The 24,449-nt window shown below is 54.5% G+C and carries 25 protein-coding genes, 1 tRNA gene and 1 pseudogene; 12 read left to right on the top strand and 15 right to left on the bottom strand.

What is annotated here, in order from left to right; translation table 11 throughout:
* The first annotated feature begins 35 nt into the window (after positions 1 to 35).
* From ENGE1_RS14535 to ENGE1_RS14525, 3 genes are read left to right on the top strand one after another with little or no spacing between them, the layout of a single operon-like run.
* Positions 36 to 1,520, top strand: a complete 1,485-nt coding sequence (locus tag ENGE1_RS14535; protein WP_043082146.1) for a UbiD family decarboxylase — start codon at positions 36 to 38, stop codon at positions 1,518 to 1,520.
* Between the two features lie 9 nt (positions 1,521 to 1,529).
* The gene (locus tag ENGE1_RS14530; protein WP_048254095.1) at positions 1,530 to 2,141 is read left to right on the top strand and encodes a UbiX family flavin prenyltransferase; all 612 of its coding nucleotides are present in this window, start codon (positions 1,530 to 1,532) and stop codon (positions 2,139 to 2,141) included.
* Positions 2,138 to 2,857, top strand: coding sequence for a DUF554 domain-containing protein (locus ENGE1_RS14525; RefSeq protein WP_043082144.1), 720 nt, complete (start codon positions 2,138 to 2,140; stop codon positions 2,855 to 2,857). Before ENGE1_RS14530 ends, ENGE1_RS14525 begins: the two co-directional genes overlap by 4 nt.
* 50 nt (positions 2,858 to 2,907) lie before the next feature.
* Here ENGE1_RS14525 and ENGE1_RS14520 read toward each other — a convergent pair whose 3' ends face one another.
* Positions 2,908 to 6,015: a beta-galactosidase gene (locus ENGE1_RS14520; RefSeq protein ID WP_048254094.1), complete on the bottom strand. Its 3,108-nt coding sequence runs from the start codon at positions 6,013 to 6,015 to the stop codon at positions 2,908 to 2,910.
* 203 nt (positions 6,016 to 6,218) lie between these two features.
* On the opposite strand from ENGE1_RS14520, the gene ENGE1_RS14515 reads away from it, so the two are divergent.
* Positions 6,219 to 7,283 (top strand): LacI family DNA-binding transcriptional regulator, encoded by a 1,065-nt coding sequence (locus ENGE1_RS14515; protein ID WP_048254093.1) that lies wholly within the window; start codon positions 6,219 to 6,221, stop codon positions 7,281 to 7,283.
* Positions 7,284 to 7,288: 5 nt separating this feature from the next.
* On the opposite strand, the gene ENGE1_RS14510 is transcribed toward ENGE1_RS14515, so the two are convergent.
* The gene (locus tag ENGE1_RS14510; protein ID WP_048254092.1) at positions 7,289 to 7,639 is read right to left on the bottom strand and encodes a VOC family protein; all 351 of its coding nucleotides are present in this window, start codon (positions 7,637 to 7,639) and stop codon (positions 7,289 to 7,291) included.
* 189 nt (positions 7,640 to 7,828) lie between these two features.
* Between ENGE1_RS14510 and ENGE1_RS14505 the strand changes: the two genes are divergently transcribed.
* On the top strand, positions 7,829 to 8,311 hold the full coding sequence (locus ENGE1_RS14505) for a glutathione peroxidase (protein WP_048254091.1): 483 nt from the start codon (positions 7,829 to 7,831) through the stop codon (positions 8,309 to 8,311).
* A 41-nt stretch (positions 8,312 to 8,352) separates the two neighbouring features.
* On the opposite strand, the gene ENGE1_RS14500 is transcribed toward ENGE1_RS14505, so the two are convergent.
* Positions 8,353 to 8,892 (bottom strand): GNAT family N-acetyltransferase, encoded by a 540-nt coding sequence (locus tag ENGE1_RS14500; RefSeq protein ID WP_048254090.1) that lies wholly within the window; start codon positions 8,890 to 8,892, stop codon positions 8,353 to 8,355.
* 115 nt (positions 8,893 to 9,007) lie between these two features.
* On the bottom strand, positions 9,008 to 10,075 hold the full coding sequence (locus tag ENGE1_RS14495; RefSeq protein WP_048273247.1) for an SDR family oxidoreductase: 1,068 nt from the start codon (positions 10,073 to 10,075) through the stop codon (positions 9,008 to 9,010).
* A 98-nt stretch (positions 10,076 to 10,173) separates the two neighbouring features.
* On the opposite strand from ENGE1_RS14495, the gene ENGE1_RS14490 reads away from it, so the two are divergent.
* Positions 10,174 to 11,076: a LysR family transcriptional regulator gene (locus ENGE1_RS14490; RefSeq protein WP_048254088.1), complete on the top strand. Its 903-nt coding sequence runs from the start codon at positions 10,174 to 10,176 to the stop codon at positions 11,074 to 11,076.
* A gap of 38 nt (positions 11,077 to 11,114) precedes the next feature.
* Here the strand turns inward: ENGE1_RS14490 and ENGE1_RS28475 are convergent, their stop codons facing one another.
* The 4 genes from ENGE1_RS28475 to ENGE1_RS14485 form a co-directional block, all read right to left on the bottom strand.
* The gene (locus tag ENGE1_RS28475) at positions 11,115 to 11,300 is read right to left on the bottom strand and encodes a hypothetical protein (RefSeq protein ID WP_139212132.1); all 186 of its coding nucleotides are present in this window, start codon (positions 11,298 to 11,300) and stop codon (positions 11,115 to 11,117) included.
* Between the two features lie 116 nt (positions 11,301 to 11,416).
* Positions 11,417 to 11,767 (bottom strand): DUF1493 family protein, encoded by a 351-nt coding sequence (locus tag ENGE1_RS27015; protein WP_043082133.1) that lies wholly within the window; start codon positions 11,765 to 11,767, stop codon positions 11,417 to 11,419.
* On the bottom strand, positions 11,761 to 12,225 hold the full coding sequence (locus ENGE1_RS27010) for an STM2901 family protein (RefSeq protein ID WP_072065305.1): 465 nt from the start codon (positions 12,223 to 12,225) through the stop codon (positions 11,761 to 11,763). Before ENGE1_RS27010 ends, ENGE1_RS27015 begins: the two co-directional genes overlap by 7 nt.
* Before the next feature lie 807 nt (positions 12,226 to 13,032).
* Positions 13,033 to 13,497 (bottom strand): helix-turn-helix domain-containing protein, encoded by a 465-nt coding sequence (locus ENGE1_RS14485; protein ID WP_008815334.1) that lies wholly within the window; start codon positions 13,495 to 13,497, stop codon positions 13,033 to 13,035.
* 239 nt (positions 13,498 to 13,736) lie between these two features.
* Between ENGE1_RS14485 and ENGE1_RS14480 the strand changes: the two genes are divergently transcribed.
* Positions 13,737 to 14,234: a hypothetical protein gene (locus ENGE1_RS14480; protein WP_048254087.1), complete on the top strand. Its 498-nt coding sequence runs from the start codon at positions 13,737 to 13,739 to the stop codon at positions 14,232 to 14,234.
* A gap of 49 nt (positions 14,235 to 14,283) precedes the next feature.
* Here ENGE1_RS14480 and ENGE1_RS14475 read toward each other — a convergent pair whose 3' ends face one another.
* From ENGE1_RS14475 to ENGE1_RS14465, 3 genes are all read right to left on the bottom strand, one after another.
* Complete coding sequence (locus ENGE1_RS14475; protein ID WP_008815336.1) at positions 14,284 to 15,132, bottom strand: hypothetical protein; 849 nt, start codon at positions 15,130 to 15,132, stop codon at positions 14,284 to 14,286.
* 13 nt (positions 15,133 to 15,145) lie between these two features.
* Positions 15,146 to 15,706, bottom strand: coding sequence for a recombinase family protein (locus ENGE1_RS14470; protein WP_008815337.1), 561 nt, complete (start codon positions 15,704 to 15,706; stop codon positions 15,146 to 15,148).
* A gap of 209 nt (positions 15,707 to 15,915) precedes the next feature.
* Positions 15,916 to 16,281, bottom strand: a complete 366-nt coding sequence (locus tag ENGE1_RS14465; RefSeq protein WP_139554733.1) for a hypothetical protein — start codon at positions 16,279 to 16,281, stop codon at positions 15,916 to 15,918.
* 331 nt (positions 16,282 to 16,612) lie between these two features.
* Here ENGE1_RS14465 and ENGE1_RS29235 point away from each other — a divergent pair.
* From ENGE1_RS29235 to ENGE1_RS14450, 4 genes and pseudogenes are all read left to right on the top strand, one after another.
* A pseudogene (locus tag ENGE1_RS29235) lies at positions 16,613 to 16,702 on the top strand (DUF1643 domain-containing protein); the annotation flags it as partial.
* 773 nt (positions 16,703 to 17,475) lie between these two features.
* The gene (locus tag ENGE1_RS14460; protein WP_048254085.1) at positions 17,476 to 18,048 is read left to right on the top strand and encodes a hypothetical protein; all 573 of its coding nucleotides are present in this window, start codon (positions 17,476 to 17,478) and stop codon (positions 18,046 to 18,048) included.
* 102 nt (positions 18,049 to 18,150) lie between these two features.
* Entirely contained in the window at positions 18,151 to 18,702 is a 552-nt protein-coding gene (locus tag ENGE1_RS14455; protein WP_053075600.1) for a DUF4468 domain-containing protein, read from the top strand.
* Positions 18,703 to 19,055: 353 nt separating this feature from the next.
* Positions 19,056 to 19,382, top strand: a complete 327-nt coding sequence (locus ENGE1_RS14450) for an NIPSNAP family containing protein (RefSeq protein WP_048254084.1) — start codon at positions 19,056 to 19,058, stop codon at positions 19,380 to 19,382.
* A gap of 87 nt (positions 19,383 to 19,469) precedes the next feature.
* Here the strand turns inward: ENGE1_RS14450 and ENGE1_RS27005 are convergent, their stop codons facing one another.
* From ENGE1_RS27005 to actS, 4 genes are all read right to left on the bottom strand, one after another.
* Positions 19,470 to 20,627: a Shedu immune nuclease family protein gene (locus tag ENGE1_RS27005; protein WP_063613488.1), complete on the bottom strand. Its 1,158-nt coding sequence runs from the start codon at positions 20,625 to 20,627 to the stop codon at positions 19,470 to 19,472.
* A gap of 162 nt (positions 20,628 to 20,789) precedes the next feature.
* Positions 20,790 to 22,742: a site-specific integrase gene (locus ENGE1_RS14445; RefSeq protein WP_048254083.1), complete on the bottom strand. Its 1,953-nt coding sequence runs from the start codon at positions 22,740 to 22,742 to the stop codon at positions 20,790 to 20,792.
* Between the two features lie 89 nt (positions 22,743 to 22,831).
* Positions 22,832 to 22,905: transfer RNA gene (locus ENGE1_RS14440), tRNA-Gly, on the bottom strand.
* Between the two features lie 82 nt (positions 22,906 to 22,987).
* Entirely contained in the window at positions 22,988 to 23,692 is a 705-nt protein-coding gene (gene actS / locus ENGE1_RS14435) for an amidase activator ActS (protein ID WP_048254079.1), read from the bottom strand.
* Between the two features lie 219 nt (positions 23,693 to 23,911).
* Here actS and idi point away from each other — a divergent pair, with 219 nt between their 5' ends.
* On the top strand, positions 23,912 to 24,445 hold the full coding sequence (gene idi / locus ENGE1_RS14430) for an isopentenyl-diphosphate Delta-isomerase (RefSeq protein ID WP_043082131.1): 534 nt from the start codon (positions 23,912 to 23,914) through the stop codon (positions 24,443 to 24,445).
* The last annotated feature ends 4 nt before the right edge of the window (positions 24,446 to 24,449 follow it).

Genomic DNA, 24,449 nt, shown 5'->3' with positions numbered 1-24,449 from the left:
AGCCTTAGTGAGCAGAGTTCGAGGAGGACTCAATAATGTCTGAAAAGGAAAATAAAGTGATCGATCTGCGCTCGGCGATTGCCGCGCTGAGCCAGTACGACGATGAGCTGATTTACACCGATGAGCCGGTTGATCCGATCGCCGAACTGTCCGGCGTCTACCGCTACGTCGGCGCCCACGGCACCGTCAAACGCCCGACCCGCATCGGCCCGGCGATGATTTTTAATAAGGTCAAAGGCTACGATGATATGCGGGTGCTGATTGGCCTGCTGTCGTCACGCAAGCGCGTCGCCCGCCTGTTTGGCACCGCGCCGGAGAAGCTGGCGTTTATGCTCAAGGACGCCGCCAGCCATCCGATCCCGCCGGTCGTTATCCCTCGCGAAAAAGCGGTTTGCCAGGAGGTCGTCCATCTCGCCTCCGATCCGGATTTCGATATTCTCAAGATCCTGCCCGCCCCCACCAATACCCCTGAAGATGCCGGCCCCTATTTCACCCTGGGCATGTGCTACGCCGCCGATCCGGAAACCGGCGATCACGATGTGACCATCCACCGCCTGTGCGTGCAGAGCAAAGATGAGATCTCAATGTACTTCGTGCCGGGCCGCCATCTCGACGTCTTCCGCCAGAAAGCGGAAGCGGCGGGTAAACCGCTGCCTATCTCCATCAGCATCGGCGTCGATCCCGCCATTGAAATTGGCGCCTGCTTTGAGCCGCCGACTACGCCGCTCGGCTTTGACGAACTCTCCATTGCCGGCAGTCTGCGCCAGCAGGCGGTTGAACTGAGCGACTGCGTGACGGTGAACGCCCGGGCTATCGCCAACGCCGAAGTGGTTATCGAAGGGGAGCTGCTGCCTAACGTGCGGCTTCAGGAAGACCAGAACACCCACACCGGCAAAGCGATGCCGGAGTTTCCGGGCTATACCGGCGCCGCGCAGGCTGCCGTGCCGGTGATCAAAGTGAAGGCCATCACCCACCGCCGCCATCCGATCCTCCAGACCTGCATCGGGCCCAGCGATGAGCACACCAACATGGCCGGGATCCCCACCGAAGCCAGTATTCTGCAGATGGTGGAGCGCGCCCTGCCGGGCTTCGTGCAGAACGTTCACTGCCCGTCGCCGGGCACCGGCAAATACCTCGCGGTGCTGCAGGTGAAAAAGCGCACCCCAGCCGACGAAGGCCGCCAGCGCCAGGCCGCGCTGCTGGCGTTCTCCGCCTTCTCTGAACTCAAGCACGTGATGCTGGTGGACGAGGACGTCGATATCTTCGATATGAACGACGTGATGTGGGCGATGACCACCCGCTATCAGGGCGACGTCAGCACCATCTTTATTCCCGGCGTGCGCTGCCATCCGCTCGACCCGTCCTCCGATCCGGCCTTCAGCCCGTCGGTACGGGCCCACGGTATTGCCTGTAAAGCGATTTTCGACTGCACCGTGCCCTACGATCTGAAGGCTAACTTCCAGCGCAGCGAATTTCTGGAAGTGGACGTAAGCCGCTTTATTCCGGGCTTTATCCAGTAAGGAGGCGCCATGTCAGGGAAAGCGGCAAAGCGCAGGCGCGTTATCGTCGGCATCAGCGGCGCATCCGGCTTTTCGTACGGCGTGCAGGTGCTGCGGCTGCTGCGGCTGCTGGAGGTGGAGAGTCATCTGGTCATTTCAGCGGCGGGACACCTCAATCGCGAACACGAAACCGATCTTAGCGCCGACGACGTGGCCGCGATGGCGGACGAGGTCTATCCGATCCGCGCCGTCGGCGCGGCCATCGCCAGCGGATCCTTTCGCACCGACGGCATGGTGGTGGCGCCCTGCTCAATGCACACCCTGGCCGCCATCGCCAACGGCCTGACGGACAACCTGCTGACGCGGGCAGCCGATGTGGTGCTCAAGGAGCGCCGCCGGCTGGTCCTGATGGTCAGGGAAACGCCCCTGCATGCGGGGCACCTGCGCAACATGCAGTACGTCACCGAAGCCGGCGCCATCGTCTTTCCGCCGGTGCCGGCGATGTACGCACGTCCGCAAAGCGTGGAAGAGATAGTCAGCCACAGCGCCGCCCGGGCGCTGGGGCTGCTCGGTCTCGACTGTGAGGAGCTGCCCCGCTGGGGCGAAACATTGACGTTAACACGCGGGAGAAACGAATCGTGATTATGGGTCCCTATATCAACGGCGCGGCGGTGCTGCTCGGCGGATTAGCCGGCGCCATGCTGAGCACGCGCCTGCCGGAGCGCGTGCGCACCAGTATGCCGCTCATCTTCGGCGCAACGTCGCTGTGCATGGGCATTGTTCTGGTAATGAAAGTGGCGCACATGCCGGTGATGGTGCTCTCCGTCATCCTCGGCGCCCTGCTCGGCGAGCTGGTCTATCTGGAAAAAGGCATTGGCCGGCTGGGCAGCAAGGCCAAAGGACTGGTTGAGATCCTGCTGCGCGTCGAAAAAGTCAGCGACGAGGAGCATGAGAAGTTCCTGCAGAGCTACGTGGCGATCATCGTCCTGTTCTGCGCCAGCGGCACCGGTATTTTCGGCGCGATGAACGAAGGGATGACCGGCGACACCAGCGTCCTTATCGCCAAGTCGTTCCTCGACCTGTTTACCGCCGCCATTTTTGCCACCTCGCTGGGCTTTGCGGTTGCCATTATCGCCTTTCCGCAGCTGATCATTCAGCTGGCGCTGGCCTGGAGCGCAGTGTTTATCCTGCCGCTCACCAACGCACAGATGCAGGCGGACTTCAGCGCCGTCGGCGGCGTGCTGATGGTGGCCACCGGGCTTCGCATCTGCGGCATCAAGCTCTTTCCGGTCGCCAATATGCTGCCCTCACTGGTGCTGGCGATGCCGATATCCGCGATGTGGGTCAGCGTGTTTTAAGCCACTTCATGTCGGGCCCGCCGCTGCAGACCCGACATTTTTCACGCCTTTTATGATAACGTCCTGTAGCCAATCGTAATCCGGTAATGCCACTGCGTCTCCTCAAGCAGCCACTGCGGCTGCACGCTCGGCGTCCAGGAGTCATCGCCGCCGACGCCCATATGCCGGTGGTCGAGGGTTATCCATACGCCCGCTTCCGGGCACATCAGGTGCCAGTGGTCTTTCTCCATCAGCTGCCGGATACCGTAGGGCATAACGGAGAAGTGGAACTTATCGGCAACCTGCCAGCCGCCGTACTTCAGCTCCCGGGTGTCGCAGCGCAGGCCATTTTCGCTGGGGAAAACGTAGGGCGTGCTCATCTCCTCCAGCGGCCGTTTCCAGCGGGAGAAACAGGCGCTGCTGCGGCGATCGGGGTAGTTTTCATGCGGTCCCAGCCCGAGCCATTCGACCGCCTGCGCTTCCGGACGCACCTGGAAAGCGAGACCGATGCGGGCCAGAGGCGGCAGATTGCCCGCCCGCTCGCCGTCGACGGCAATGTGCATCGCGCCCCGGTCGTCCACCACCATTTGCCAGCGGCTGAGGATAGCCAGCTCGCCGCCGGGCCGGTAATAGCGGAACGTGCTGATCACCTCGGCCCGATCGGCATAGAGGCTTGCCTCGCAGCTCACACACTCCGTCTCCAGCTGGTACAGCCCCGCCGCCTTCCAGCGCTCTGACCAGGCGTTGGGATCGATGCGATCCGCCTCGCTGACGCCGATGTCGTTATCCAGCGGCGCGCGCACGAACAGATCGCCGGGCGGACTCAGCAGGCGATTTTCGCCGTCCGCGCACCACGCGGTCAGCCGCCCGCTGCGGCGGTCGAACTGCCAGCGCTGGTTGCCGTGGGTAATCGCGTAGCCGTCCTCCTCTACCTCCAGCACCGGGCGCTGGCCCGGCTGCGTGGCGGCCGGGACGGCCAGCCCCGAGGCCAGCGGGAACTGCTGCCAGGCCACGAGGTGATCGGCGGGAGACCAGGCGGTTTCGCGCAACTGGCGCACCTCCAGCGTCAGGTAGAGGTGCTGCGCCGCGGCGGGCAGGCTGAGGTCGTCCGCCAGGGTCAGCAGCGCCTCCTCCTCCGGACCGAGGGCCAGCGTGGCTTCACCGGCGCGGATAATCTCCCCGGCAGCCTCAATGCGCCAGTAGAGGCGCTCGTTATCGGTGGCGCGAAACAGATACTCGCTGCGTACGGCAACCCGCAGCGGCCGCCGGTCGCGCAGCGAAAACTGGAAGAACTGCTGGGCGTGCTTCGCCTCCGTCAGCGACGGATGCGGGGCGCGATCGGCGAAGACCAGACCGTTCATGCAGAACTGGCGATCGTTGGGGGTATCGCCGAAATCGCCGCCGTAGGCCCAGCCCGGCAGGCCGTCGTCGGTTTCGATGCGCAGCGCCTGATCCGCCCAGTCCCAGACAAAGCCCCCCTGCAGGCGGGGATACTGGCGGAAGGCGCGCCAGTAGGCGTCAAAACCGCCCAGACTGTTGCCCATGGCGTGAGCGTATTCGCAGAGGATCAGCGGCCGCTGCTCGCCCGGCATCCCCACCCACTTCTTAATCGACCACTTCGGCACCGCCGGGAACGGCTGATCCTCATCAACGCGGGCGTACATCGGGCAGACGATATCGGTAGCTGCGGTATTCGCGCCTCCGCCCTCGTACTGCACCGGCCGGGAGGGATCGGCGCTTTTCAGCCAGCGATAGAGGGCATCGTGGGTACTGCCGTGCCCCGACTCGTTGCCCAGCGACCAGATGATGATGCTCGGATGGTTGCGGTTGCACTGCACCATTCGCGTTACCCTGGCGCTGTAGGCCGGGAACCAGGCCGGATCGTCGCTCAGCCGCCCCATCGGCACCATGCCGTGGGTTTCAATGTTGGCCTCATCGACCACGTACAGGCCGTAGCGGTCGCACAGCTCGTACCAGCGGGGCGCATTGGGATAGTGCGAGCATCGCACGGCGTTAAAATTGTTCTGCTTCATCAGCAGAATATCCTGCACCATGTCCGCTTCGTTAATCGCCTGGCCGCGTTCGGGATGAAATTCGTGGCGGTTCACGCCGCGGATCAGCAGCGGTTTACCGTTGAGCCGCAGCAGGCCGCCGCTGATGTCAACCCGGCGAAAGCCGACGGTGGCGGCCTCCGCCTCAAGCAGCGCGCCGTCGGCGTCGTACAGGGAGATCACCGCCCGGTAACATTCCGGGCTCTCAGCGCTCCACAGCCGGGGCGCCTTCACCGGCAGCGCAAAGGCCACCCGCTCGGCGTAAGCGCCGCGCTCGTCAACGATTGCCGTGCCCAGCGGGCTGCGCTGGCAGGCCACTTTCTCCGTGCCCTGCCAGAGGGTCAGCGCCACCTCCGCGCCGGCCTGCGCCGCGCTGACCTGCACATCGGCGCACAGCTCGCCGTCGCGATAGAGGGCGTCCAGCGCCGGCGTGAGGGTGAAATCCGCAATGTGGGTCTGCGGCTTGTGCAGAAGGGATACCGAGCGAAAAATGCCGCTCATCCGCCACATATCCTGATCCTCAAGCCAGGTGCCGCAGCTCCAGCGCAGCACCAGTACGCAGAGGCGGTTCTCGCCTGCGCGCAGCGCGCCGCTGAGATCGAATTCGGCGGGCAGGCGGCTGTCCTGCGAGTAGCCGATCCACTCGCCGTTGCAGAAGAGATGAAACGCCGAGCTGACGCCGTCAAATACGATCCGCGTCTGCCCCTGCGCCAGCCACGCCGGTGGGACGGTAAACGTCCGCGAATAGCAGCCGGTGGGGTTCTCCTCCGGCACCCGCGGCGGCGTGGTGGTAATCGGATAGCGCACGTTGGTGTAGATCGGCGCGTCATAGCCCGCAAGCTGCCAGTTCGACGGGACGGGGATCGGCCGGCTCTGCGGCAGATCCTCCGCCAGCCAGCGCGGATCGACCGCCTCCGGCCGGGCGTGCCAGGTAAACTGCCACGCGCCGTCGAGCAGGATCCGCCGCGCGGAGGGAAGCCCGTCCCTCGCCTGCGCCTCATCGCGCCAGCTGCAAAACGGCGCGTGGGACGGCAGGCGATTCACGTGGAGGATCGTCGGCTCCTGCCAGTCCCGGCGAGCCAGAACCTGCTCAAGCGACGTTTCGCGGCGGGTAAGCGGTGAGTGCATAGCGTGGCCCCTGTATGAGTCTGGCGAATGCGCAAAATGTATAGCGCATGACATTTAATTCACTAAATACGCCGCCGCATTAACTTCATCAATATCTTTACTGTCATTAGTTGAACAATTTCACAGTTTAATAGGCGAATAAGGCGTAATGTCGTCGATCCGACATAAAATGTTAGCGAACGACAAAATCAAGAGGATGGTTTATGGTGAAGCGACAGGCAACGCTGGAAGACGTCGCGGCGCTGGCGGGCGTCTCTCAGCAGACGGTCTCCCGGGTGCTGAACAATCCCGGCATCGTCTCCGCCCGGACGCAGGAGAAAGTGCTCGATGCCATGGCCCGGCTAAGCTATGTCCCCAACCGCTCCGCCCAGCTGCTGGCCGGGAAGGCGCTGCCGACGCTGGGGCTCATCACTACCAGCCTGAACCTCCACGCGCCTTCGCAGATTGCCGCAGCGGTGAAGATCCACGCCGCAGCGCGCGGCTATCAGGTGGTGATTTCGATGGCTGAAACCCTGGAGCTGCCCGCCATCCGGGCCATCCTCGACGAGTTCAGGGCGCAGAACCTCGACCGGGCGATAATCAGCCTGCCGCTGGAAAAAGAGGACGCCGAACGCCTGGCCGCCGGTCACCCGGAGATGCAGTGCCTGTTCCTCGACGTACCGCCGGACGCCGGCGTCCACCACCTCGGCTTCGATCACCGGGACGGCAGCCGCAGCAGCATCGAACACCTCTGGGCCCTGGGGCACCGGCGCTTCGCCCTGCTGGCGGGACCGATGGGCTCTGTTTCCGCGCGCCTGCGCCTCGGCAGCTGGCAGGAGACGCTGGCCGGGCTGGGCGCTGAGGATGCCCCCACGGCCCACGGCGACTGGAGCGCCAGCAGCGGCTGGACGCAGGCAATGGCGCTGCTGCGCCAGGCGCCGGACATTACGGCAATGCTGGTGGCCAACGATCAGATGGCGCTCGGCGCGCTGCACGCCCTGCACCAGAGCGGCAGGCGAGTACCGCAGGATCTCTCGGTGATCGGCTACGACGATACCCCGGACAGCCAGTTCTTCCTGCCGGCGCTGACCACCGTTGCCCAGGACTTCGATCTGCTGAGCGAGCGCGCAGTGCAGCACGCGCTGGCGCTGGATCCGTCGCAGGCGCATTTTATTGATGAACTGCTGCCTACTGCGCTGGTGCTCAGACAATCAACGGCGGCCCGCCGCACCCTCGACGCACGCGAACGGCGTATTGAGCAGGTAAAAGCGTGGGTGGCGGCGCTGTAGCGGGATCAGATATGCGAAAGGATATTGATAAGCCTGCCGGCCGGATCGCGAACATAAAAGCGGCGCACGCCCCACGGCTCATCAACAGGCCCGTACTCAACGGCGTAGCCGCCGTCAATCACCCGCCGCAGCGCCTCATTCACGTCATCCACCTCGACAGACAGATCGGGCACCGGCGTTCCCGAGCCGCCCTCAGCGGCAACGCTGAGCTGAACGCGCATCTCCGCATCCGCGGCGAAGGTGTGGATCCAGCCGTGATCCATCGCCAGGTCAAGACCGAGTATGTCCTGATAAAAGCGGCGCAGCGGCGCGAGATCGGCGGCGTAAATGTTGGCGACGATACGTTTAACGAGCATGGGGCGGCTCCGGGCTGGGGGATTATAACAATGTAGAGCAGACCTGCGGGCGCACTTGTTCAGGCGTGCTCTCGGGTAGGTGCTGAGGGGTGGTAAAAGGTGGCGAAAACCGTCAGGATTGCTATCAGAATCGATAATAGTCTTGGCTCAGCCATGGCGCTGAACCGGCCCTGTCTCAAGGAGCCCGCTATGCCCCCCTTCCATCAACTCTCTGCTCTCAGCCTGGACGGCCAGCCGGTTTCTATGGCTGATTACGCGGGCAAAGTCGTGCTGGTGGTGAACACCGCCAGCCGCTGCGGATTCACGCCCCAGTACGGCGGACTTGAGGCGCTCTATAAGAAATACGCCGACCAGGGGCTGGTGGTGCTCGGCTTCCCCTGCAACCAGTTCGGCAAGCAGGAGCCCGGCGGGGCAGACGAGATCGCGCAGACCTGCCGCGTTAACTACGGCGTCAGCTTCCCGATGTTCGGGAAAGTCGAGGTTAACGGCAGCGCCGCTCACCCGGTGTTTCGCTATCTGAAAAAGGCGCTGCCCGGCGTGTTGGGCGGGCGAATTAAGTGGAACTTCACCAAGTTCCTGATCGGGCGCGACGGTAAGCCGCTGAGGCGTTTTGCGCCGTACACTACGCCGGAAAAGATGGAGGCCAGCATTATTGCGGCTCTTAACATCTGATCGCTTGTGATGCACGCTATCTGACTTCTTTGCGTAATCCATTATCGCGGGTACGACTCCCGCTCCACCCGGTACAGCACATGCTCCGCCAGCCAGTGTTCGCGCGGCAGCGCCGGATGAAAAAACTGCCCCTGTTTGCGCATGCCCAGCCGCTGCATCAGACGCTCCGAAGGGGCGTTATGAACAGAGGTGAAGGCCACAACCGCCTCGCGCTCCAGCACGTCAAACGCATAGTTCAGCGCGGCCCGCGCGGCTTCCAGGGCAATGCCCCGGTGCCAGAACTTTTTATCCAGCCGCCAGCTGATTTCCGTGCACGGCGAAAAGGGATAGCGGTCGGGCTGGTCGGCAAGCCCGACGAAGCCGGTAAATTGGGCCGTCGCTTTCAGCTCAACGGCCCAGTATCCCCAGCCGCGGTTGGCGTCAATGGTCGCCCGCAGGCGTGCGGCCAGGGCATCGCTCTCCTGCGCGCTCATGACGGCCGGAAAAAAGTGCATCACCTCGGGGCTGGCATTGAGGGCGGCAAACGGCGCTAAGTCACGCTCCTGCCACTGTCTGAGGATCAGGCGCCGCGTTTCAGGCATCGTAAGTCTCTCCGTTTGTTGATATGGCGATAGCAGGCCCGCCGGGCGGCCCCGGCCGTTACATCTGATTGTATCGGTCCTCGCCGCCCAGCTAACGTAAAGCAGCCTGCGGCGCTTAGCGGGGAATAATATTCTCCGCTTTCAGCCTGTCAAACAGCGCGGTAAAGGAATCCAGCGTCGAGCGATAGCCGGTAAAGCCGGCTTTTCGGCTTTTACTCATGTCGGTAAACGCCTCCATCGGGCGCCCGAGGTCGGCATCGGTGTGCCACCAGGAGGCCAGCCTGTTGATGTCCGGCTCGCGCAGCTGCTCCCGCGCCGCTATCTCGCGCCACGCTTCCGCCGCATCCTGCATGCGGTTCTCCAGCGGCATCATCTGCGCCGGATACTCCGCCGCCTCGATGCCGAAATACGCTGCCAGCCGGGGCCACAGCCAGTTCCAGCGGAAGACATCGCCGTTGACGGCGTTGAAATCTTCGTTCGCCGCCTCTTCGGCGGTGGCGGCCCACAGCAGCTGCTCCGCCAGCAGGCCCGCGTCGGTCACGTCGGCCAGACCGTTCCACTGCTCCGGCGAGCCGGGGAAGATAAACGGCCAGCCCTTCTCGCGGCACAGTGTCGCGTAAACGGCCAGCGTCTGGCCCATGTTCATGGCGTTACCCAGCGCATAGCCGATGATGGTGTGCGGGCGATGGACGCTCCAGCGGTAGCCGTACCGCTCCGCGCCGGCAAAAACCGCGTCTTCCTGGGCATAGTAGAAGTTCTCTACCGGCTGCCGCCCCTGCTCTTCACGAAACGGCGTTACCGGCACGGCGCCTTTACCGTAGGCTTCAAACGGCCCGAGGTAGTGCTTCAGGCCGGTGACCAGCGCCACGTGCGCCCCGCTGAGCCGCTCGCCGAGGGCGTCAATGACGTTGCGCACCATGCCGCCGTTAACGCGAACGTTCTCTTTTTCATTTTCCTGCCGCGACCAGACGCTGAAGAACAGCGCGTCTGGCTGCTCCTGACTCAGCGCCGCCCGCACTGCATCGGCGTCGGTAAGATCGGCAGTCAGGCTGCGGCAGCCCTGCGGGACCGCGCCGCGGCCGCGCGACAGTCCGCTCACCTGCCAGCCCTCGCGCTGGAGCTTCTCCGCCAGGGCGCTACCGATCACGCCGCTGATGCCGACAATTAAGGCTCGTTTTTGCATCTCAATTCTCCTCAGTTTCCGTTACTACAGACTAATAGTGAATTGAGTTCTTATCTCTGCTATTAATTCACATCATTTCCAACCTGAGTTCATGAATCATGCACGACCAGCGCCTGAAAGACATTGTGCCCTTCGTCACCGCCGTCGAGAGCGGCAGCTTTTCCGCCGCGGCGGAACGCCTGCACGTCACCGGCTCGGCGGTGAGCAAAAGCGTCACCCGGCTGGAAGCCAGGCTGGGCTCGCAGCTGCTGGAGCGCACCACCCGCAGACTGGCGCTCACGGATGCCGGGAGCGCTTACTACCAGACCTGCCTGCGCATTCTGGAGGAGCTGGCGGAAGCCGAAGCCGTGCTGGCGGCGCAGCGCAGCATCCCCGCCGGGCGGCTGCGCGTTGCCCTGCCGAACACCTACGGCCGCCTGGAGGTGATGCCTCTGCTGATCCCTTTTTGCCAGCAGCATCCGGATCTGGAGCTGAACGTCACCTTCTCCGACCGCTTTATCGACCTGTTCGACGAGGGCATTGACGTCGCGGTGCGCATCGGCGGCTCGCCGGACCTGCCGGCCTCCCTCGGCTGCCGCCAGATGGGCCGCGAGCGGATGCTGTTCTGCGCTTCGCCGGCGTATCTCGACCGCGCGGGCCGCCCCGGCAGCGAAAGCGAGCTGCTGGCGCATCAGGCCATTATGTACGAGCGGGTAGACGGCAGCACCAAGCCCTGGCTGTTCACCACCGCCGACGGGCATCCGCACTGGCGCAGCGTGCCGCACCGCATGGCGCTGGGCGACGTCGATGCCCAGATGCAGGCGCTGTGCGGCGGTCTCGGCGTCGCCCAGATGCCCTCCTGGCTGGTGCGCAGGGCGCTGGCGCGCGGCGAACTCGAAGTGATCCTCCCCGAGCAGCAGCCCGACGGCCTGCCGCTGACCCTGGTCTGGCCCCGCCGCAAGCAGCTGCTGCCGAAGGTGGATGCGCTGCTGGCGGCGCTGGGGGAGCTGGAGATTGGTTGAGGGGAAATAAATATTGATATAACGCCAGTGGAGTTGTCTCAGCTGGCGGCACATTTCAGGTGAATGCTCGTCTGACTTACGGTTGCAGGTGTATTAACGTGAGTCAGCTCTGTTGAGAGTTTACTCACCGTGTCGCGCGCATAATATTGGTTGGTGAGATCCAACTTCCCATTACTATCAATGAAAAATTCGTGAATGAAAGGCAGAAGCACTGATTTTTTCATACTGGAAATCCTCTCATCACACTTCTGTATCTGTGTAGCAACGAGTAGTCAGACTCTTCAGGGGAATAATCTCGTAGGGTGGAAGATACATGCTTTCTCACTCATCGTGATAAGCCTTACCCCGACGATTTTTCGGAAGGACTCCCATACAACCATCTGCCAGCTTTTGCTGATTCGATCAGCATACCAATATTAAAATCTGGAACAGGAACAGGCTCTGTTTTCTTGAATGGATTCCATGAAACGGGTACGTCAGGATAGTAAGTTTCAATTTTAAAATTTCCCCGTTCAACCTTGAACACATCGAAAAACGTATCCATCAACTCACCAGCTTCAAGTTCATCAAGACTCAAATCAGAATCAAGATCCGTTTCAGGTGTTAGCTCTACTTGCTTGAACTTGAATAGGTACGTGCCTGCGTAAGGCCGTACAAACGCATAAACGCGTTGCTCAACATTGTTTACCATAACTTATCGTTACCCCGCGCTATAGCGTTGTAGTCTCGGATAGTGCGATAGGTGATTTGAGAGATATCAGAAGCTAAAATTACCCATCCCACAACAGGAATAGCCCTTCCAGTAAAGGTTCCAATGTTAGCTACTGCCCTGATTCTGATAGTAGAAGGTGGATAACCACCAATAACGGAAGGCTGTTTGATACCGAATGGGAACTGCGCTTTTTTGAAAACTTTTCGTGAAGCTTTAGACGCATAAGATGTTCCCTTTTCAGCGCCGTTCGGTTTTGCTCTTGTCGGGAGAGTGTTACGCCCGGACACAATGGCAACTACAGCACCGAAATCAACAAGACCTAAACCAAGTTGATCTATGACATTTTCACAGAAGACCATGAAAAAGAGTTCCGAGGCAGTGAGGTTTGAACGCCCTGCATAGAAGTATGTTCCGTTAAGTTCCTCGACTGTATCCATGTCTTAATCCCTTTGTCTCTGTATGAATTGCAATCATAACGGCGTATTTTCATACAGTCACTCCAAAAATATGGCGTTTGCAGTTTGCGCTGCACAATGCTGAAACCGGAAGATGGTTAAAGTATCAGTGATGAGCGAACAACGGCTTAAGTTTGTTTAGCCAGGTGTAAGAGACAAGACACGGGTCAGATTTTCTTTCACGTTGAACCATCGCAGTGCAAAAGCAATAACTGCCGCCGCCGAATAGTTATGCTCACATTTTAATAGTAGCTATCCGTGATAATTAGTGGAGTACTTTATGTTGATAAGTCGTCGTTCAACGGTAGAACGATCAAAACATCGCATATTAATTAATATATTGAAATCAAAAGAGTCTTTTTAGAATTTTGCCATCTGGAGGAAATTCTGGAGCGGGCGAAGGGAAATCACCCCCGCTCCAAAGATCTCGTAATCCCATGGATTTATTAACAAAAACTCGACGTATTGTAGGAGGGTTTTGTAGCAGGAACTACAACATTCTTGCGCAAGTGCATGGGCGTTAAGTAAACGCCACTGCTTTCGGATTTTGAAACGAATTTAAACCCGGCAGAACTTGTTCAGAACCACCATTTAACTCAATGTTCTTTATATGAATTATCCCCTTCAAATCCAAAGTCAAACGCCACCGTAACGCCTACGTAATGCACCTGAATTTTGGCGTTTCATTCGCTCTTATAGAAACGACAAGCTGATGAAACATAAGACTATCAGCATTCAATGAACACTGTTCATCCATACAGCAATAAAATTCTTAACCTTACAGTTGCGCTACTTTCGCAGTTTGTCCCACCGCACCGCTGACACAATCCCCCAGTTGCCACTGGCATTGGGCCTACGCCATTTTGCCGTCTCCATGCTACGTAGATACTCAAGCGCTTCGGAAAACGTGCCAAAACGCTTCTGAGAGGCTTTATCACCTACACCAAACGAACCATCGCGCGTGCTCGCCAGTCCGGGATGAAAGCACGAACCATCGGCCGCATAGGGAACCAGTAATTCCGGGTCGGTATCTTCGGACAAGTCAGACACCAACAATCGCCACGGCTCGACATTTAAAGCGCCAGCCAACACTTCAATCGCATCAAGAGAAGCGTTAGAGCCACCACGTTCGATTCGGCTCATATAGCTGCGTGCGAACCCACACCGATCAGCAAACGCTTCCTGGCTCATTCCGGTGGCTATACGCAGTTCTTTTACCCGCTCGCCAAACTGTATTCTCAAGGTCTTTTTCATGCACTGAATGTGCAATTTTGACTACTGTAAGGCCACGCTCCACATGAGACATTTTGAATCTACAAATCCCAGATGTGAGCACACTCACCCTCACAAGAAACCTGTATCACTACAATCACAAGATTCAAAATAAACACCAATAGTGACATTTAAAACCCAACAAGTATGATGATCGTCATCAGTTGGACTTCACCAGCGTTTGCTATCAGGTGCGATGTTGTTTCGAAAATGAGGGAATCATGGCGGGATCAGGTTTTTTATTACCAATGGTGGCGGGAGCCGCGCTTAGCTGGGCCAGCTATAGTGTGGTCGCTCACGTCACATCAAAACGGCAGATCAGCACGCTACGTGCAATTGCATGGGGGACTCTGGGCACTCTCTCATTGGTGCTGGGCGTATGCGCCTTTTCTGCTGTAGGTGCTGAGCATCAGACAGCACGAAAAGATATCGTATGTGCAGATGACAACCCGGAATGCTATGCGAAAACGCACCATAACCCGGTCAGGGAGTGCAAGCAGGTAATGGACAAGAAAGCGACGTTTCGCCATGTGTGGCAGGAAAGTGAAACGCAGCCGGTATTCAACACCTACCTCTGGCATGACGAGAACAAACGAACTATTCAAATGTTCGGACAACAGGCTAAGGCAATTAATAGCCTGGGGATGCTAACACCACTTCAATATTTCTGTATTTTTAACGCCAACACCGGGGAAGTCATCGCGGCTTCGTTTGAGTGAAATGAAGCGGGGAAAGTAAGTTCCCCGCCTTCAAATAGTTAAAGCAGAATTACTTGTTCTTCAATGATTCAAAAAGAGTCCATCCTTTATGAGTAACTTCGAATTGAACGCCTTTATAATCCCGAGAAGATATTAATTCATTGGATTTCAATTCATCTAAAGCAGATTTCCATTTAGCAACCTCTCTAGCATTTTCCCCACCGAGACTTTGGCCGCCAACATGAATATCTGTTCCATCCAGATGCTCTAATATTAATATCCCACCGCTTTCGTCCTCGCATGCCATCTTCAAGACAAAAGTTGCATCTTCAGATAGAAGCATCTTAGGAGATTCTTGTTTTAAATTATCAGTTCCTTCTGAACGATAAGAGTTTATGATATTTTTCAGATATGAATTGTTTGTGAGTGTCAGCGTCAATTGTTTATATAATTTATGTTTGAAATCAGTTGACTCATTAAAGGTCTCAATCAAGCCTTGTTGCATGCATTCTTGTTTGAATGCTTTTAGGGCATCATATTGCCCCATATCCACTGTATCAAGCACTACGGGTTTAGATGAAAAATATATCATTGCAGGTTTGCCCGCGTCTAAATGCTTGTGAATTTCTTCAACAGTCCCACTTGCTTCATCACCTGTCGGAGAGCCAAGTCGTGTCCAGAAAGCACCAATCAATAGATCGCAATCAACTAGCAGTCTCTGATTAATTAACTCCTGAGGTCTCATGCCAAGCTCCGGTGATGTGTGGGTTTCCCACCCAATAGGAATTAGCATAACTTTCGAGAGGGCAGAATTAATATCATTCCATTCGTGGATTACTTCCCGAATAATTCTTCTTTCTTCAGTAACATCACCAGGGGATGCGATCATTACAGGGATAACCGTTGCTGTGTAAGCCATAAACTCTCCATATTCAATCGACAATAGCCGCTATAGTCGCTCTGGAAACGCCATATTCGCGCGCTAACGCGCTGACACTGGTTCCGCTATTCTTTTTCACTACAATCGCTCCACGAGCTTCTGGCGCAATTTTAGAGGGTCTTCCCAACTTCCTGCCTTCAGCTTTAGCCCGCGTTAAACCCGCCTGAGTGCGCTCAATCAGCAAATCTCGCTCCATCTCAGCTACAGCCGCCAGCATTGACAATAACAGCTTCCCGGCAGCGGAGGTCAGATCAGTATTCCCAAGCTGGTGGACTATCACCCTGATGCCGCGATCAGATAGCACCCGGACCGTTTGAAGCACATCAATAGCATCACGCCCCAAACGGTCAAGTTTGGCTACAACCAGCGTTTCATCGTCCCTGATTTTGCCCAGCAACTCTGAGAATGCTTTGCGCTGCATAGCAGGGGTTTTCCCGCTAACAACATCAGTAAACCAAAAGTCGAACGCCCACCCAGCTTGTTCAAGTTCCAGACGCTGGTTCTCAGTATCCTGCTGCGATGTCGAAACACGCCCGTAGCCAAAAATCGCCATTCTCAACACCTCTCAATACCTGTCAGAAAACGGTGTCAACAATAGGACGCCTGCCAACAATTGCCAAGGCTAATTTTTCAACATCCCGGAAGATACCTGCGAAGAGGTGCCAGAAAACGGTCGTTTGTTGGCAGCAACTTTTTGAAGGATCGAAAATATTTACCCTGAGTGCGAGATAATGGCAATACTAATAACCCCAAACAGTTGAGCTACTTGTCATCAGGGCATCTACGCTGCCATTCTGATAGCCAAATGGTGCGTTCTCTCATCCAACTAACTAACCTTAAATAAACAAATACCCCACCCCACCACCCAGCAAATAGTGCTACCCCATTGATTACGTAATAAATAAAGGACGATGTTAAATAGAATGGGTTGAATGCATCGGCGACTGAGACGAACAAAAGTGCGAACACTACAAACAAAATCCAGCCCTTACCCTCTACGAATGAGGTCAAGGAATACTTAAAGCGAATTGGTCTGCGCTTTTCATCGTTCTGATATAATTCCGGGAAGGCATTTTTATGTGAACCAACACCCAAAAGCAGAGAGGCCAGTCCAAGAATAACAAACATCAAGAATCCCCAGACCTGCAAAAGAAAGCAGGAAACCGGGTGTTTCCACTCCCTGTCCGTCCAGTCCGCAAACTCACTGCGAGCCCTATAGAACTTCTTGTGTGTTTCGATGCTTATCCAGTGCCTACGCTTCATGCGCCCCCCAATGCCTGCCTGACATTATGTCTCTACGCTGGTGAAGAATACGCGGCTAAGTTTGCTCATCTCGACAGACTTATCCAAACGCCCTGAGATAGTGCCACAAATTTCAAACCAATAAATCCACACCCCCTGATAAAAAACGCGCCGCAGGGCTTTCCAGCGCGTTGGATGCGCATATCACCGCATCTGCAACACTATGTGCTTCGTCTTAAACGCTTCAGGTGAGCCGAAGCACCCTCTGTATATGAAAAATGACAGTGTTCTCATACCTTTAGGTTAACATCGATAACTGCGTTCAGAATATGAACGCAGCCATATGATATATATGACTTTTCTTTAAAATGATGGTGTGCTAGCTTCTCTCCTGACACCTACCTCATGCGGTAAACCGGTCCGGGTAGGTGGAGATCACCGCTGTTTAGCGGAAGACGTCAGGATGGGAACTCTGCGTAACGTTGATTGTGGTAGGTAGGGCGCGCAAGCGTTTGATGCAGCCAAGCAGAGGGTGAAAGTAGCTATCGGCGGATTCTTGAGTAGCTACTTTTGCGCATAATGCATCTTTCAAGAAAGGTCGTCACACCACGAGGAAGACTTGTTCTTCATCTGGCAAGGGGAACCGAGCAAACCTACAGGCTATCTTCTCAGATGGCCTTAGGGTTGATATGTCCGGCTTCCCCCCCGAGGAAGGGTCAACATCTTAAAGAACAATTTATGTTTTAACATTTTTAACAATTACGCTTTTCTCTTGCTCGTTGTATCAAACTCTTCCTTTCGGAAGTAAGCCTGCCTTTTTTCCCACCTTCGCAACACACAAACCTGAACGAACGTTATTAACCTTTAGCGTGTTCGCGGTGTAAATGCAGCCGCACAAGTTGGGTGCAGAAAAGTGGATCTCCTAGGTTTGCCAGCACCCCTCTCAGGCATTGCGTTCAAAAACTTCAGGGGTGGCAAAATCATCCTTATACTTGCAGATAAACATTGTTGAAAAATTCTCTCCCGCATAGTTCAATTAACTACTTAGGAATTTTCTGATCGTCTTTCTCAAGGAAGCTTATGCCCGTATCCAGTTATTACCAAGCCAAACCGGATGGTTATGTGCGCTTTGATTGGCGTGGCAATTCCATAGAAGGCGAGTTTTTCAGCTATGAGGAGTGTGGCCGAGATATCGATCCAAAATGGGGATACATCCGACCATTTGATAGAGTCATCAGACAGCAACTAATCGATAATTTGCAAGCAACTCACGGGATTGATCTCCAGACATTCACCTCTCAAGGCGACCTGATCACCTGTGATGCTTTTGTCACCCATAAAGATCTGCAGGCAGCACACCAAGTTCTCGTAGAGTCCTTTGATTTCGTTGATGAATCGGAGCTTACAACTGAAAGGGAACACATCGGTAACTGCCGTGTCGATTTGATAAGACGCCAATACATTGTCGGCAGCAATCTTAAAGAGCCCAAAGAGTCTTTGGACAACCTCAATGCAGAGTTTCTTAAATGGATAACACCTTTCTACACGCCGTTGCGTTACGAGCGGAAATGGTTAACCAAGCATCGTAAAGGGTTATTACGTTTTGGCGCGCTCGTTGCTGTCGCTGTTTTTGCCTATATCCACTACGGCTGATAATAGAAAAGCGAGACCTGTCCTGCGGTTTTGAGAAACCAACTTCATTCCGCACCATATTTACATACTGCACTTAATAAAAATGCGATAAGGACAAATCGAATGAAAAAAGTAATGATGAAAACTGTTTTAGCAAGTTTGGTTGTATCCAGTATTACTGTGTTGACAGGTTGTGTTACCTCACCAGATATGGAAGCAGCTAAACAACCGCTGGGTAGTATAGTCAGTGTTGTTAACGTTCCCGGGGTTAAAAAGGATGCTCTTTACAGCAGTTCCAAAATTTGGGTTGCAAAGGCCTTCACTGATTCTAACAACGTAATCCAATATGCCGATAAAGAAGAAGGTTCGATTGTTGGCAAGGGGAATGTTAAATACCCATGTGACGGTTTTAATGATTGTTTGGCTAATGAAGATGTTCGATATAAATTCACTATGAAAATCGACACAAAAGATGATAAAGCTCGCATCACCTTTGATGATATCCACATTTATCGTCCAGCTCATGTAACCAGCGGAATTGCGTTCCCTGCCATAGATTCGCCAAACATGACTGTTGGTGGGCAAACAAAAGCCAAAAAAGCGTTGAATGATATTGTGGAGCAATACAAACGTGAGATCGTGACTGAAAGTAGCTCTGCTGCAAAAGACTGGTAACCGTCATCAGCTCAAAAACTTGCCGGAAAAGTTTTTGAGCTTTTATAACCGGGATTATGCGTAGCTGTATAATATAGTGATGACAGGTTATCACGCGGCATTTTGATTCCATTCGAATGTTACCTGTTTCACTTGGCTACGTCAGCAGCTCTATGAGAACGCCGCAAATTCCGCACCATGATTTTCCACTACCTTCTTTAAAAAGCTCGCCAGAGAGCTTCCCAGCTCGTCTGAGGGCTCTTGCTGCTTCGGCTTACGGATGACTGTCTGATTAGTGGTAGCTTCATGGCCCAGTCCGGTTTACTTTATTGCTATCAACTAAGAGACGCCCAAGGGCGACACGGAGATAACGCTTGAGAACCGTCGAGATACTGCAATACACCTTACGCAAAGGCAGCGGCGCCACTTTTCATGCCATCATGCGGGAAATCAGCGTTCCCCTACACCAGCGCTACGGAATCGATGTCGTGTCGTTTGGTAACTCGCTTCATGACCCGGATTGCTACTACCTCATTCGCACCTTTGATAGCCCTGAAAAGATGGCTGTAGTTCTTGATGCTTTTTACGCAAGCGATGACTGGCGCAGCGGCCCACGCGAAGAGATTATTCACAGTATCGAAACCAGCATTAGAACAGTAATGAACCTACCGCCAGAAAGCGTGAACGGGCTTCGAAAATAAATAATTAGGGATACGATTCAAGGCGCCACAATATTTGTAGCCCCTTGATCATTATGAGGTATTTATAGTTTTCATGTAAAAAATAGATCATATATTTTCGCTAAATGCAACAATAAACCGAGCTCTTTCATACAGCTCATCAAAAGTGATAACTTCTGGACGGATCAAATTGCTTCTAAAATTTTCAAACGACCGAAGTTTATCATGATTGATACCATTATCAGATGAAAACTGAGAGAGATTACCTACAACCAAAAATGATTTTGGATTAAAATTAAATAGCTCCTCTCCGGTTGGATCCCCATAAGAATCTGTTAAATTTAAATTGCTTTTTATTGAATCCATAGCATAAGAAACTGTCCCTTGAATTTGTGCCACCGCACCAGTTAATTCACTAGATGGGGCCCAACAACCTGAGCGATATGGAGTATTAGCTAGTAAGCCAGTTGTATTTGTTTTTATTTCAACGAAACATAGATTAGAAATTGCACCTCTTGTTTTCAGCAATCCATCAACTCGTTTTCCATGTTGGCCAATCTGCGCTCCCTGAACAACTTGCTCTATTTTCTTATCGTTCAAACTTGATAAGTAGATATAACTTAATCCATATCCAAAGATCCAAGGATTTTTTTCAAAAAACTTTTGCCACAAAGCCTCATTTGAACAGTTTTTTTCTTTCTTAGCATATTCAAAAAATGCTTCATCATTAAGAAGTCGATTAAATGTATCAAGTTGTTTTTTACGATATGCTATTGATATAATATCTTTTTTAGTCACATGTGTTTTAAGCGCCTCAGAGATAGCCCCCTCATTCCCATTTAAAAGTTGTGAAGCTTGGTTATTAGTTAAAACGATTTTCCTAAGCTCCTCATCCGTAATTTTCATGGGGCCATTGCCGTTAAAGCCCATTGAATTAATGTTGGCTAGAAATTCAATAAACTTACCAATCTCATCACCTATAAAAGAAAAACCAGAACCATAAGGCTGTCCAGTTTGCGTGGAAAACTTTTGAATAGATAGAACAAATATTTCCTTACTACTTTCAAAAAACTTCGCTGTTATATAAGTTGATGCATCTAGCTTGTGCCTGAGTATAATTTCATCCTTAATTTTTGCGAACTCATATCCTTCATTACTAACTATCGCTTTTGAGGCAATTCGTATTTTCAAATCTTTGTTACCAAAAGATGGCAAACTGGGGCTTATATAAGTTTTCTCCGGATCTGGCTCCATGTAGCTGTCCATTAATTCATCCTCTATATAAAGTTATCTAATACAATTATTTTAGCTGATTTGTTAGGTTACAGATACAGAGAGCACAAGCGAGGGCTAATGCAACTTTTTCTCTAATAGACACTATCTTTGATAGAAACGCGCCACAGAGCTTCTTGGCGCGTTTGGCACATCTTACGATTTATGCCTGCGCCGTGCGTCGATGACCGCCTTGATACCCGCTTGCGAATCAAACTGCGCAATATCAGGTAAACTGTAGTGAAGCTGCGAAATCACGCCTAATTGCTCTCCCACATCAGCATCCTTACGATAGGTTGTCATCGCGGTGGTGCTGCCCCGAACATGTCCAACAAGCTGCGCAATCGTGCGTTCGTTGATCTCAAACTTGTCTACGGCGTTGATGAAAGTGTGCCGCAGCGAATGGAACGTTTTCTTACCGTCACGGGTAAAACCGAGGACTTTGCCAAAGTAGTTTTCGTTAAACCATTTTGAGGCGGCGGCACGATATCCTTTGATTTTGTTGTGCTTCAACTCAGGGAAAAGACGATCATACCCGGCAGCTTTCAATGCATCTACATACTCCAGCAGCCCTAGTTCGATAAGTCGCGGATGAATTGGAACCTGACGGATCGCATTCACCGTCTTTAATGATTTAACGCCACCAGCCTGCGCTTCTTCATCCATCACCTTATCCGGCGCATCAAGGTTAAAATCAATATAGGCAACCCCGTTTTTATCTTCGCGAATATCCGTCAGATAAAGCTGGCAAAGCTCATTGATGCGCCCGCCCACATATAATGCCAACAGAGGCAACCAGTAGTGAAACGGGCGGAAGCTCGTATAACGTCCGTATTGATTGGGCCTTCCCGCGCCTTTCTTAAACCAGTCAGCCGAGAAAATTTGCTCTAGTTCATCGTCGGTGAAGAGGTCGCGGCGATCCTGCTCACGCACCATCACACGACGCTGAGCCAACACATTCTCAGCAGGGTTATCAAAAAGGTAACGTTCGCTCTTAGCCCATTTGAGCATAGAACCCAGTGACTCAATATGCCTGCCAATAGCATCTCGGCTCATAACTGGCTGACCATCAGCTAGCGCTATTTCAATTAGCTTTTGCGTATCTGAAATCTTGTATTTTCGCCGCATCAAATACAGATTACCGGGCATATTCTGCATTTTGGTGACGTAATCTTTCACAACGTCACGATTCAGTTCGCCTAGAGTTAAATCGCCCATTATCTCCACGAAGTGTTCAATTCTGGAACGAATTTTCCCCTCGCTGGCTAGCTTAATATCGCCCGTATTTTTATAGACCAGAAACGCTTTCAGCAATGCTGAAACCGTCATGCTCGCATATGTCGGGTTGCAATACGGGTTGATGGTAGCGGCCACAGGAATCGCTGGTGTTACACCTAACGGAGCGCATGGCAGAGCACTTAATGTTGGCTCCGATTTCGCAAGCGCCTTATCCCAAGCGCTACGCAGTTTTTCAGCCTGCACGTTGTTGATGAACAAAGAACGTGCATTCAGCGTCACCCCGGGTAAATCCAACAACCAGAGGGAAAGAGGATTGCCGTTGTTAGCCCTGAATGCCGTAACCTCAACCTCTCGCCCGTTCAGCAATTCAACAAGGGCAAACTGCGGCTGGTAAAGCTGCATATAGCCGTTTACCGCAGCCTCAGCACCGTCATAAGCAATGTTATTCAAAACGAATCCATGCGTATCAGGATCACGCTCAAGCGTGCTGAAATCATCAATCAGAAAGCCACGCTGGTTAGATACAAGGGCATACAGCGGCACATTGGCTGCCAGAAGATGCTGGACGACAGTCTCAGCCCCAACCCCAAATGAATCGCAAAACAACGCCAGGCTGATTTTGCCTGCTCCAGTCAACAATGGGGCATTGCCCCTGATCTTCTCTTTATCCACTTGCCTGAACTCTTCCAGAGACGCATACCACTTCTCCAACAAACGCGCGGCAATAGCTCTGGCATTTGCAAGGTGGGTTGTGCGGGTAGATGCATGAATTTCACGCTGCCCTATCAGGGCGCGATAACGAACCGGAACGGTGATCCGCAGAACATAGATACCGCTTGGACGTCGATAGAGATTATCACGCTGCGCCATCGGCTGTATGAACCCTTTGTAGTAGGATCACGAGCGCCGTCACGTATGAGTCAGAAAAAGGCTTATGAATGAATACGTTAAGGGGTTTCTGGAGCGGGCGAAGGGAATCGAACCCTCGTATAGAGCTTGGGAAGCTCTCGTTCTACCATTGAACTACGCCCGCGAAGAGGTGCGGGAGTCATTATAACCCTCGCACCTTCCCTGACAAGTGCTTTCATGCCGCTAACTGGCGATAAATCCGGCAGTTAGCACTTCGGCTTGCTGCTCTGGGGCGGCAGATAGCGCTGCGGATCGATGGCCGTGGCGCGGTAGCGGATCTGGAAGTGCAGCCGCACCGAGTCGGCGTCCGAATTGCCCATGGTGGCAATCTGCTGGCCAATCCTGACCGACTGGCCGTTGCTGACCAGGATGCGGGCGTTGTGGGCGTAGGCGGTGATGTAATCTTCGCCGTGCTTGATCATAATCAGGTTGCCGTAGCCGCGCAGCTGGTTGCCGGCGTAGACCACCTTTCCTGCCCCGGCGGCGTATACCGGCTGCCCGAGGGAGCCTGCGATATCGATGCCCTTGTTGCCGCCGTTAGCGGTGGAGTATGGCAGGATAACCTTGCCGCTGGCGGGCCAGCGCCAGCAGCGCTGGCCGACCGGCGGCCACGATGATGGCGGCACCGCCGAAGAGGGCACTACTTTCGCCGTCCGGGTGGAGGCGCTGCCGGCGGTTTTTTTCGTCGCCTTACCGCCGGTGCGCAGCGTCTGGCCAACTTCAATGATGTACGGCGGAGAGATGCCGTTGAGCCGCGCCAGCTCCCTGACGCTGGTGCCGGTCTGGCGGGAGATGCCGTACAGCGTATCGCCGCGCTTAACGGTATAGGTGGCGTCGGAAGAGCGGCCGGCGCAGCCGACCAGCAGCAGGCCGAGCGTCAGGCAAAGTATCAGATTCAGACGGTTTTTCATCAGGCATCCTGCAGGCAAAATAACTCCCCGATAACATACGAAGACGGCCTATGATAACAGCCGGAGACAGAATGCCAATGCCCGCCGCGCATCTATTCACCGTATTATCAGGAATATCTAAGGGTTGAATAACGAACAAAATTGTCTATAGCGCACGTAAGTCCAGACGCGTGAAACCAGTTTGAGATACACTATTAACATTCGGCTTGAGAGGGCGTTATGGAGCACGTAATTTTACTCGATGCGCAGGGCAGCCCCTGCGGGACCCAGGAGAAGTATGAGGCGCACCACGCGCAGACGCCGCTGCACCTCGCCTTCTCCTGCTGGCTGTTTAACGATAAGCACCAGCTGCTGCTGACCCGGCGGTCGCTGGCAAAAAAGGCCTGGCCCGGCGTCTGGACCAACTCGGTGTGCGGCCATCCGCAGACCGGCGAGTCCTTTGAAGAGGCAATTACCCGCCGCTGCAAATTTGAAATTGGCGTCAATATCGCCGATATCACGCCGGTCTTCCCCGAGTTCAGCTACCGCGAAACCGACAGCTCCGGCATCGTCGAGAACGAGCGCTGCCCGGTGTACGCCGCGCGCCAGGCCTCCGACGTTATCCCCAACGCCGATGAGGTGATGGACTACCGCTGGATCGCGCTCGGCGATCTGGCCCAGGCCCTCGACGCGGCGCCGTTTCTGTTCAGCCCGTGGATGCTGCGCCAGTTCAGCCATCTTCCCGCCCGCCAGCTGCTGACGCAGTTTGCCTGAGACA

The sequence above is a fragment of the Pluralibacter gergoviae ATCC 33028 = NBRC 105706 genome, from assembly GCF_001598855.1.
Taxonomy (GTDB): Bacteria; Pseudomonadota; Gammaproteobacteria; order Enterobacterales; family Enterobacteriaceae; genus Pluralibacter; species Pluralibacter gergoviae.
This window is presented reverse-complemented; position numbering and strand designations above follow the sequence as displayed.

Bases quoted from the DNA above. Each gene is read 5' to 3' on its own strand.
- ENGE1_RS14460 (WP_048254085.1), top strand. From the start codon at position 17,476: ATGCCCGTATCCAGTTATTACCAAGCCAAACCGGATGGTTATGTGCGC.
- ENGE1_RS28475 (WP_139212132.1), bottom strand. From the start codon at position 11,300: ATGAAAAAATCAGTGCTTCTGCCTTTCATTCACGAATTTTTCATTGAT.
- ENGE1_RS14485 (WP_008815334.1), bottom strand. From the start codon at position 13,497: ATGAAAAAGACCTTGAGAATACAGTTTGGCGAGCGGGTAAAAGAACTG.
- ENGE1_RS14505 (WP_048254091.1), top strand. From the start codon at position 7,829: ATGCCCCCCTTCCATCAACTCTCTGCTCTCAGCCTGGACGGCCAGCCG.
- ENGE1_RS14470 (WP_008815337.1), bottom strand. From the start codon at position 15,706: ATGGCGATTTTTGGCTACGGGCGTGTTTCGACATCGCAGCAGGATACT.
- ENGE1_RS14520 (WP_048254094.1), bottom strand. From the start codon at position 6,015: ATGCACTCACCGCTTACCCGCCGCGAAACGTCGCTTGAGCAGGTTCTG.
- ENGE1_RS14515 (WP_048254093.1), top strand. From the start codon at position 6,219: ATGGTGAAGCGACAGGCAACGCTGGAAGACGTCGCGGCGCTGGCGGGC.
- ENGE1_RS14535 (WP_043082146.1), top strand. From the start codon at position 36: ATGTCTGAAAAGGAAAATAAAGTGATCGATCTGCGCTCGGCGATTGCC.
- ENGE1_RS27015 (WP_043082133.1), bottom strand. From the start codon at position 11,767: ATGGTAAACAATGTTGAGCAACGCGTTTATGCGTTTGTACGGCCTTAC.
- ENGE1_RS27010 (WP_072065305.1), bottom strand. From the start codon at position 12,225: ATGGATACAGTCGAGGAACTTAACGGAACATACTTCTATGCAGGGCGT.
- ENGE1_RS14530 (WP_048254095.1), top strand. From the start codon at position 1,530: ATGTCAGGGAAAGCGGCAAAGCGCAGGCGCGTTATCGTCGGCATCAGC.
- ENGE1_RS27005 (WP_063613488.1), bottom strand. From the start codon at position 20,627: ATGGACAGCTACATGGAGCCAGATCCGGAGAAAACTTATATAAGCCCC.
- ENGE1_RS14490 (WP_048254088.1), top strand. From the start codon at position 10,174: ATGCACGACCAGCGCCTGAAAGACATTGTGCCCTTCGTCACCGCCGTC.
- ENGE1_RS14510 (WP_048254092.1), bottom strand. From the start codon at position 7,639: ATGCTCGTTAAACGTATCGTCGCCAACATTTACGCCGCCGATCTCGCG.
- ENGE1_RS14495 (WP_048273247.1), bottom strand. From the start codon at position 10,075: ATGCAAAAACGAGCCTTAATTGTCGGCATCAGCGGCGTGATCGGTAGC.
- ENGE1_RS14500 (WP_048254090.1), bottom strand. From the start codon at position 8,892: ATGCCTGAAACGCGGCGCCTGATCCTCAGACAGTGGCAGGAGCGTGAC.
- ENGE1_RS14455 (WP_053075600.1), top strand. From the start codon at position 18,151: ATGAAAAAAGTAATGATGAAAACTGTTTTAGCAAGTTTGGTTGTATCC.
- ENGE1_RS14445 (WP_048254083.1), bottom strand. From the start codon at position 22,742: ATGGCGCAGCGTGATAATCTCTATCGACGTCCAAGCGGTATCTATGTT.
- actS (WP_048254079.1), bottom strand. From the start codon at position 23,692: ATGAAAAACCGTCTGAATCTGATACTTTGCCTGACGCTCGGCCTGCTG.
- ENGE1_RS14465 (WP_139554733.1), bottom strand. From the start codon at position 16,281: ATGTTTGTTATTCTTGGACTGGCCTCTCTGCTTTTGGGTGTTGGTTCA.
- ENGE1_RS14475 (WP_008815336.1), bottom strand. From the start codon at position 15,132: ATGGCTTACACAGCAACGGTTATCCCTGTAATGATCGCATCCCCTGGT.
- idi (WP_043082131.1), top strand. From the start codon at position 23,912: ATGGAGCACGTAATTTTACTCGATGCGCAGGGCAGCCCCTGCGGGACC.
- ENGE1_RS14480 (WP_048254087.1), top strand. From the start codon at position 13,737: ATGGCGGGATCAGGTTTTTTATTACCAATGGTGGCGGGAGCCGCGCTT.